General features: G+C 61.2%; 5 protein-coding genes. 2 read left to right on the top strand and 3 right to left on the bottom strand.

Going from position 1 to position 7,657, the window contains the following annotated elements; genetic code table 11:
* Positions 1 to 164: 164 nt before the first annotated feature.
* Positions 165 to 1,112: a hypothetical protein gene (locus VGY55_04680; GenBank protein HEV2969264.1), complete on the bottom strand. Its 948-nt coding sequence runs from the start codon at positions 1,110 to 1,112 to the stop codon at positions 165 to 167.
* Between the two features lie 377 nt (positions 1,113 to 1,489).
* On the opposite strand from VGY55_04680, the gene VGY55_04675 reads away from it, so the two are divergent.
* Positions 1,490 to 1,897, top strand: a complete 408-nt coding sequence (locus VGY55_04675; protein ID HEV2969263.1) for a hypothetical protein — start codon at positions 1,490 to 1,492, stop codon at positions 1,895 to 1,897.
* A 124-nt stretch (positions 1,898 to 2,021) separates the two neighbouring features.
* Here the strand turns inward: VGY55_04675 and VGY55_04670 are convergent, their stop codons facing one another.
* Together VGY55_04670 and VGY55_04665 are read right to left on the bottom strand one after the other, a co-directional pair.
* Entirely contained in the window at positions 2,022 to 3,233 is a 1,212-nt protein-coding gene (locus tag VGY55_04670) for a PQQ-binding-like beta-propeller repeat protein (GenBank protein ID HEV2969262.1), read from the bottom strand.
* A gap of 284 nt (positions 3,234 to 3,517) precedes the next feature.
* On the bottom strand, positions 3,518 to 5,368 hold the full coding sequence (locus VGY55_04665) for a serine protease (GenBank protein ID HEV2969261.1): 1,851 nt from the start codon (positions 5,366 to 5,368) through the stop codon (positions 3,518 to 3,520).
* 540 nt (positions 5,369 to 5,908) lie between these two features.
* Here VGY55_04665 and VGY55_04660 point away from each other — a divergent pair.
* Positions 5,909 to 7,657, top strand: a 1,749-nt coding sequence (locus tag VGY55_04660; GenBank protein ID HEV2969260.1) for an insulinase family protein, incomplete at its 3' end; no start/stop codon positions are given.

The raw sequence follows: 7,657 nt of genomic DNA, 5'->3' as shown, positions 1-7,657 counted from the left end.
TCCATGCGGAGCAACATTCCGAGGCCGCGTGGGCGAAATGCTCCATCGTCTCCTGAACCTTTCCGTGGGTCGAATCCGATCCCAGAGGGCTTTCCGCTGCATCGCTCATGATTGATCTCCTGATAGCATTCCTGATGGTCTGCAGGTGGTTTGTCGTCTACCGATTATGCTTCGCTTGTCGTGGGAATGCCAGTCTTGTCGGAGGGAAGCGAAGTGTGCGGATTGCAAACCGCGAGCCGACGATCGATCCATTCCGCCGAAACGAATCGGCGCAGCACGGTCCGCAGCGACTTTTCGATTTCCGCTCGCTGCTCCGGCAGGACTACAGTGACCAGACCGCCGTGGCCCGCTGTGAATCCATACCAGCCGAGGCGAACGTCCCAACCGTAAGACTTTGCGGCCGCATTGATTCGCTCGGCAACTCGCAATCCCCAAACCGCGCCGTACCGATCGCGATAGTCGAGCCAAAGCCGATCGAGCGATTCGTTCCCGCGAAGTGGTCGAACGCCAATCACGCTGGCGGCGACGAGCGCAGCCACCAACATACCCAATCCCATGAGTGGTGCGATCTCCGGCAGGGCTGGCAACGGCGCCGGCAAGTAAGACCAATTGAGCACGATCTGCCCCGCCGCCGCCAGGATAGCGGCCGGCCAGAATCGCGTCGGCAGATAGTTCGCGCATCCAAAAAAGACGAGCACCGCCAGGAACCACGACCAAACAGGATGCACCGTCGGCGGCTCGCTAGGCCGCATCAGCCAGGCCTCGGCGGTAGGCAAACTGAGAATCACCCAAAACGACAGCACGATCCATTGCCAAGCTCGATCCTGCGGCCGCTTCGCGCCTAAGAGCGCCACCAGCGGGCAAAACGTGGTTGCGGCGGCGGCCAGCCGCAACTGCGCCGTGGCGGGAGTTTGTGCCGCGTGGAGCACGGCGATCGCCGTTTCGCTGATCGCGACGATCGCCAGCGACCCGATCGACCAAAGCCAGGGCGCGAGCAGAGTCGTTCCGCGAACCGCACGAAAGCCGCGGGCAAGCATCGCGGCGCCGCAAGCCGCCATCGCGACCGGTGTCACGGCCACGAAGAAACCTGATGCGATGGTAACGCCATTCATCATTCGTGCATCACAATCCCGGTCGCCGGACGGAGACATTCGGATAGGGTGTGTCACGCGAAGCGCGGACGCAACGGCGGTATTCGATGCGTCCGCGCTTCGCGTGACACACCCTACAATTGATAGGCCGAAGGAGCTGGAAATGATAGGGCCGGAATGTCCGGATTTTATCGCCTGCGGAGACTGGGGATTCTTGAAAAAATGCAACGCCTGCGTTTGCTTTATGCAACATTGCGCCGCAGAGTTTGATGACGCCCGCCGCCGGGGCCCGCCGCGGTAGCCAACCCGCGAGCCACGTGGATCAGATTTCCACCCCTAGGTTTCCCCGGTCCGGACGTCGCCGCATCATCCAGCCGCTACTAGCCGCAGGAGTCGTCATGACACGCCGCGCGATCTTCGCCTTGCTATTGGCCACCGGAGCATTCGTCTCCCCGGCACAGGCCATCGAGATGTTCACCAACTTCAATAATGGGACGGAACTCGGCACGCGGCCGTATGGGATCGAGATCATGTCGCCGGTGCGCTACCACGCCTATCCGCGCGGTCGCTGGTTTCAGGGGCCGGCGAATGGATGCGACGGTTTTGGAACTCAAGAAACTGCGCCAGCCGCCTTACCCGCGACCATTGATCCCAACCGCCCGGTGCGGCTGCCGCCGACGTCGGCCGAAGGGCCAACGGAAATTCGGCCTCAGCCCGCCGAATCCATGACGCGGACCGCGGCGCCCGATATCGAAGACAACTGGATTCGATCGATCAACTTTCTCCCGTCGCCGCAAGGCAACTAACCGCTCCCCCAGCGGACGACTCGCGTCGCGGCGAGCCGACTGGGGAGTACGACAAGCCGCGACGAGTTGAGTGCAAAGGGCGGGCTTCTCCGGAGGCCCGCCCTTGCGTTTAGCCGCATCCAATTTACGGCATCCTCACATCGACGCAGACGACGTCCCCCGCGGCGTCGCGACAGTAAATGCGCCCGTCGGCCAAGACCGGCATGGTCCAGCATTTTCCTTTGAGCACCTCGGCCGTTGCGAGCGGTTTGTATTCCTTCTCCGAGGCCTCGGCGATCACCAGTCGGCCGTCGTCGCTCAACAGGATCAATCTGTCGCCAGAGCGCATCAACGTTCCAGCGCCGAGCCCGCGCTCTTTCCAAAGCACTTCGCCCGTGTCGCGCTTGAGGGCGACGAGCCAGACGTGCGGCGCCGGGGGCGAGTCGGCATTGCCGTCGAAGCCGAACAGCACGTCCTTCCACGCCACGCAGGTGGCCATGTGGTTGCGCATGTGCTTGTTCTTATATCGCTGGGTGAGCTGGCCGTCGGTCAAGTCGTAGAGCGCGCAGCCGGTGTCGTATCCAGTGGAAATGAAGATCGTCGCGCCGTGGTTGGCTGGCTCGACGACGGGAGTGGTCGCGCTCGTGGCAAAGGAGCTGGTCCACGGGGCCTGATCCACGAGCGTGCCGTCCTTCGCCCGCAGGACCATCAGGAACTGATTGTTGAGCACGGCCACGAGCGGCTCTCCCGCGACCGAGAACAGCGTCGGCGAGCCGTAGCCGACGACATGATCCTTGCTCTTCCACGCGACCTTGCCGGTGTTCTTGTCGAACGCCACGGTCGGGCCGGCATCGAGGATCACTTTGTCCTCGAACACGCGCGGCGACCCGGAGAATCCCCAGGGAGGCATTTCGACATCGAGCAGCTTCTGCAACTCGACCGTCCAAATCACGTCTCCGTTGGTCGCGTCGAAGCAAAATAGATGCCCTTCCTTGCTGAGCGTGTAGACGCGGTTGCCGTCGATCGCCGGCGTTGAGGAAGGGCCGCCCTCGTGCAGGTTGGCGACCTGTTTGCACGGATAGGAATGCTTCCAGATAACCGATCCCGTCACTGCGTCGAGGCACCATACCGTATCGTCGCCGAGCTTCTCCTTTTCCTTCTCCGGCTCGGTAGAGTCGTGCCCCATCGCGTAGGCCCGCCCACCCGCAACGGACACGGCGCTGAATCCGACTCCGACCGAAGCGGTCCAAAGCTGCTTGGGACCACCGGCCGGCCAATCGTTCGTCCAATCCGTTTCCGTCGAGACGGCATCGCCATTCGGCCCGCGCCACGCCGGCCAATCGTCGCGGCCGTTCAAAGTTGCGGTTGATGGTGCGCCGGCGTCACGCGTCTCAACTGCGGCAACGGAATTGACCGCAGGCGGTCCGCCTTTCTCATTCCCTCCCGAACTTCGAGTGCAGCCAGCCGCGATCACGATCGACGCGAGCGGTGCGGCAAAACGTAGGGCAGCAAATCCATCCATATCAAAGACATTAGACTGGATGTAGGTCGAGAATGGCAAGCTAGTCGGAGACTAACTAAAGTGGACGAGCGCGCGAACTTTGACAAGACGCTGCCATTCGTCATTGACTGAGTTGCCGTTCAGTTGCTCCCGCCCGACACCTTTTGCAGGAAATAATCCTGCCACAGCTTGCAGTACGATTTATCGTTGTCCTCGGTTGTCAACTTGAGGGCTTTGTCGCCGTATTCGGCGGCATGTTTGAAGTCGCCGCACTCGTAATAGGCGGCGGCTAGCGTCAGCAGGTAGCGCCAATAGCCATAGTCGGTCGCCTGGCAAATCTCCGCTGCAATTCGGTATGCCTCTTGGCCGTTTCGGTCGGACTTGTTCGCCGAAGTGGCCATCTTCCAGGCCTGGCCGTTCTTCGTCTGCGCGTCGCGCAATTCATTCGAACGACGGATGTCGGCGGCATAACGGTTGTCGTCTTTTCCCTTCCAGTATTGCGCGCGTCCGTAATAAGCGTCGGGGTCGAACGGCACCAAGCGCACCGCTTCGTTCATGTCGCCAAGCGACTCCGTCTCATATCCGCGGGCTTCAGACCGCATTCGATACGCCGTCGAGCGATCGACGGCCGTAAGCGAATTGGTCTCCAGCAGCTTCGTGAGCATCTGTTCCACCTGCGAATTCCGGCTGTAACCTGTGGTCGCGATCTGCACGCCCATCATTCCATTGCAGACGCTTTCATAGGCCTCCGCATCGGTCGGGGCAAGCTGCAAATACTTCTTGTCGTCGGCCAAGGCGAGTTGGTCGTAGTAAAGCTGCCGCCCCCCTTGCGAGGTCCCCAGCGAATCATTCAGATCGATCACGTAACCGTTATAGGCGCGAGCCCTCTCGCTGTATGCGGCGGCAAAGTTTGGGGCCAGAGCGATGGCCTCGTTGCATTTCGTGACCGCCTCGAAATACTTGTGATCGGAACTGAGATAATACGCCTCGTAGGTCAGGTCTTGTGCTTTGTGATATTTCTCCTCATTCGGATCGGGGTGGTTGTAGCGATCCAAGAGCAGCTTATCCTTCTCGATCGGGATCGGCACGAGGATGTCTAGATTGTGGAAGGCCAGGAGTTCCCAGAGGCAGTCGATGCGCACGCCGTAAGCCAGCGACACGGAGAGGCCGTTTTGCGTTTCCGATTTGCCCGAGTTGTTCAGGGCCACGACATGCCCATTCGGCAAGAAGATCGGCGAGCCGCTGAAGCCGAACCAACTGGCCATCGTATGCTGAAGGAATTGCAGCTCCGCGGGCGCGGCGCCGGCGTTGCCGCGGAAATCGGTCAGCCGCGCGATTACCCCTTCCCGGAATGTGCCGACAGCCTTCTCGCCGAGCCCCGGCCATTGCGTCGTGTCGTGGCCCGGAAAGCCGAACATGCCGACGGGCTGAGCGAAGCAATCGTTCATCTCCGTCGCCGAGGCCATCGATAGTTCCGGCGGCAAGTCGGCGCCGTCGGCCACGTGCAAGACGGCCACGTCGGGGCAGGTCGGATTGACTCCGCCCGTATCGGGATTGGAGGAGCGCACCGAGAAACCGTTGTTCACGTACCGCATCACCCCGGGGTGATACCAGGCTCGGTCGATCGTGTAGAGTTCGGAAGTGCCGTTGCGGATGCCGAGCATTTTTCCGCCGGCCTTGTGGAGAATATCGGCCACGTGGGCATTGGTGGCGAGCAGCCGATTCTTGTTCGACAGCACCCAAGCGGTTCCAAAGCCGATCTTTGGCGAGCCGACCAGCACGATCGACGAATCGTCGGACTTCACCGCATCGGTCAACTTTCGGACCGCGCCTGCCGAGGGCTTGCTCCAGACCGGCAAGCTCTTGGACTCGCGCGTCAGCCCCATCGATTGGGCCAGCGGATCGGCGCCCTGCGCCCTCGCATCCGGCCCCAGGGCAAACAGCAATCCGAGCACCAAGCACATGTTCGACGGCCAAGCACGTCGCGACATAAACGATCCTCCGGAATCGATTGTCGTGTGACGAGAGGTCGAGATGGAAGCGATGGACGCCCTCCCTCGCCCCCCCAAGGTATAGACATTGATTATAGGCAGGCTTCCGCGATTGCAAACATTTTTTCGCCATGGGTCGTATTTAGAGCCTATCCGAGAACCGCCTGCGGAGAGGGGGACAGTCCCCTTTTGTTCCGAAGACTCCACAAAAGGGGACAGTCCCCGGCGGTTCTCGGATAGGCTCTTAATTGCTTGGAGCGGCGACCATGCGATGACTTCGTTGGACGTTTCCGCGCGTGGAATTCCCCGCTGGCCGCAAGGGTAGGAAACACAGTACGATGGACCCAATGAATCTCGACGACGGCAATCTCTGAACTCGTTCCATAAGGAGTCGTTATGCATCTCGATCTAGGGAAACGCCGTTTTCGATTTGGAGTAGCCGTTGCGGTATGCTTCGCCGTTATCGCGGCGGCAGCGTCAAGATCGCCGGCCTTCGACGGCAGGGACGTATTTGTCCATGACGCGTATATCAAGTTCGGTATGCCGTCCGCCAAGTCCGACGACGCGGCCCTCAAAGCGTCTGCCGCTCTCTACGACGGCGTCCGCGAGGAAACGCTCGCCAACGGCCTGCGGGTCTACTTGAAGCCGTTCCCGACCTCGCCGGTGGTCACGACGATGGTCGCTTACAAGGTCGGATCGGCCGACGAGGATCTCGATAACACGGGCCTGTCGCATTACCTCGAACACCTGATGTTCAAGGGGACCGACAAGCTCATGCCGGGCGACATCGATCATCAAACGCTCATCAACGGGGGGGCGAATAACGCCTACACCTCAACCGACTACACGATCTTTCATTTCGATTTGGCGGCCGATCGCTGGGAGATGTCCCTGGGAGTCGAGGCCGACCGGATGCGGAATCTCAAGATCGACGCGCGTCACGAGTTTCAGCAGGAGAAAGGGGCGGTGATCGCCGAGCTGAGCCGCGATGAAGACGAGCCTTGGGACCTCGAGCAGAAAGCGATTCTGCCGCTGTTGTTCGGCCCCAAGAATCCGTATGGTCATCCCGTGATCGGGCAGCGGAAGCAAGTGGAAGACGCCACGGCCACGATTATCAAGGCCCATTACGACAAATGGTATCATCCCAACAACGCCACGCTGATCGTCTGCGGCGGCATCGATCCGGATCGAGCGCTGGCGACGATCAAGAAGCTCTTCGGCCCGATCCCGAAAGAGGCGCTTCCTGAGCGCAAGCCGACCGTGCCCATCGAGCACAAGGCGCCGGTGCATCACGAATTCACCTCGAAGTTCGAGGTGCCGCGGATGTTGATGGGCTTCAACACGGTGGATAGCAATGATCCCGATCTGCCGGCCCTCGAAGTGGCCCAAAGCGTGCTCAGCGGCGGCAAGACCAGTCGCTTTTACAAGAAGTTCATCGAAGGGGAAGAGATCGCCAGCTCGGCCGACGCCTTCCACACCTGGGGGCGCTATCCGGGTTGGTTCGGCGTGCAGCTTGAATTGCTCCCCGGCAAGGAACGCAACCATGCCGAGGAATTGGTGCTGGCCGAGTTCAAGCGGTTAGCCAATGAGCCCGTGCCGAAGGATGAAATGGACCGAGTACGGCAAGGGATCATCGCCGGCGCCATCTTCGATCGCGAGAGCGTCCACAATATGGCCGACAACATGGCCCAGGGGCTGACGAATAACGATCTGCCGTGGCTCAAGGCGATGCTGCCGCGGCTGGCGGCGGTGACTGCGGCCGATATTCAGCGCGTGGCGAAGAAGTATCTCGATCCGGAAAAACGGGTTGTAGTTTGGTCGGTGCCGAAGCCGGAGGAGAGCAAAGGGGCCGGTGCCGATGCGCCGGCGATGAGAAGGCAGAGCCTTCTAGGCAGTGCGTTCCCAGGCAGAGCTTGGGAACGAGAGCCGCGGCGCGGAGCGATGCGGTTATCGCTAAGTCGCCGCGACGATTCGGCGTCGGCCACGGCCGGCGCGGGAGCGAGCCCTCCGGCAGAGTTCTCGCTCGAGGACACGAAGCGGTTCGTATTGCCGAACGGCTTGGTGCTGTTGCTATGGGAGAATCATCGGCTGCCGATTGTCGTTGCGTCAGCGCATGTCTCGCAGGTCGCCCTGCGCGAACCGGCGGAGCAGGCCGGTCTGGCTGCGCTCATGGGTGGGCTGCTGGATGAGGGCACGACAAAACATACGGGGCCGGAGATCGCGGAGTTGATCGAGAACGTCGGCGGATCGCTGTCGCTCAGCTCCTCCGGCGGCACGGTCAAGGTGTTG

This window comes from Pirellulales bacterium (assembly GCA_035939775.1).
Lineage (GTDB): Bacteria > Planctomycetota > Planctomycetia > Pirellulales > DATAWG01 > DASZFO01.
The sequence above is the reverse complement of the archived record's forward strand: the minus strand, read 5'-3'. Positions and strand labels throughout refer to the sequence as shown.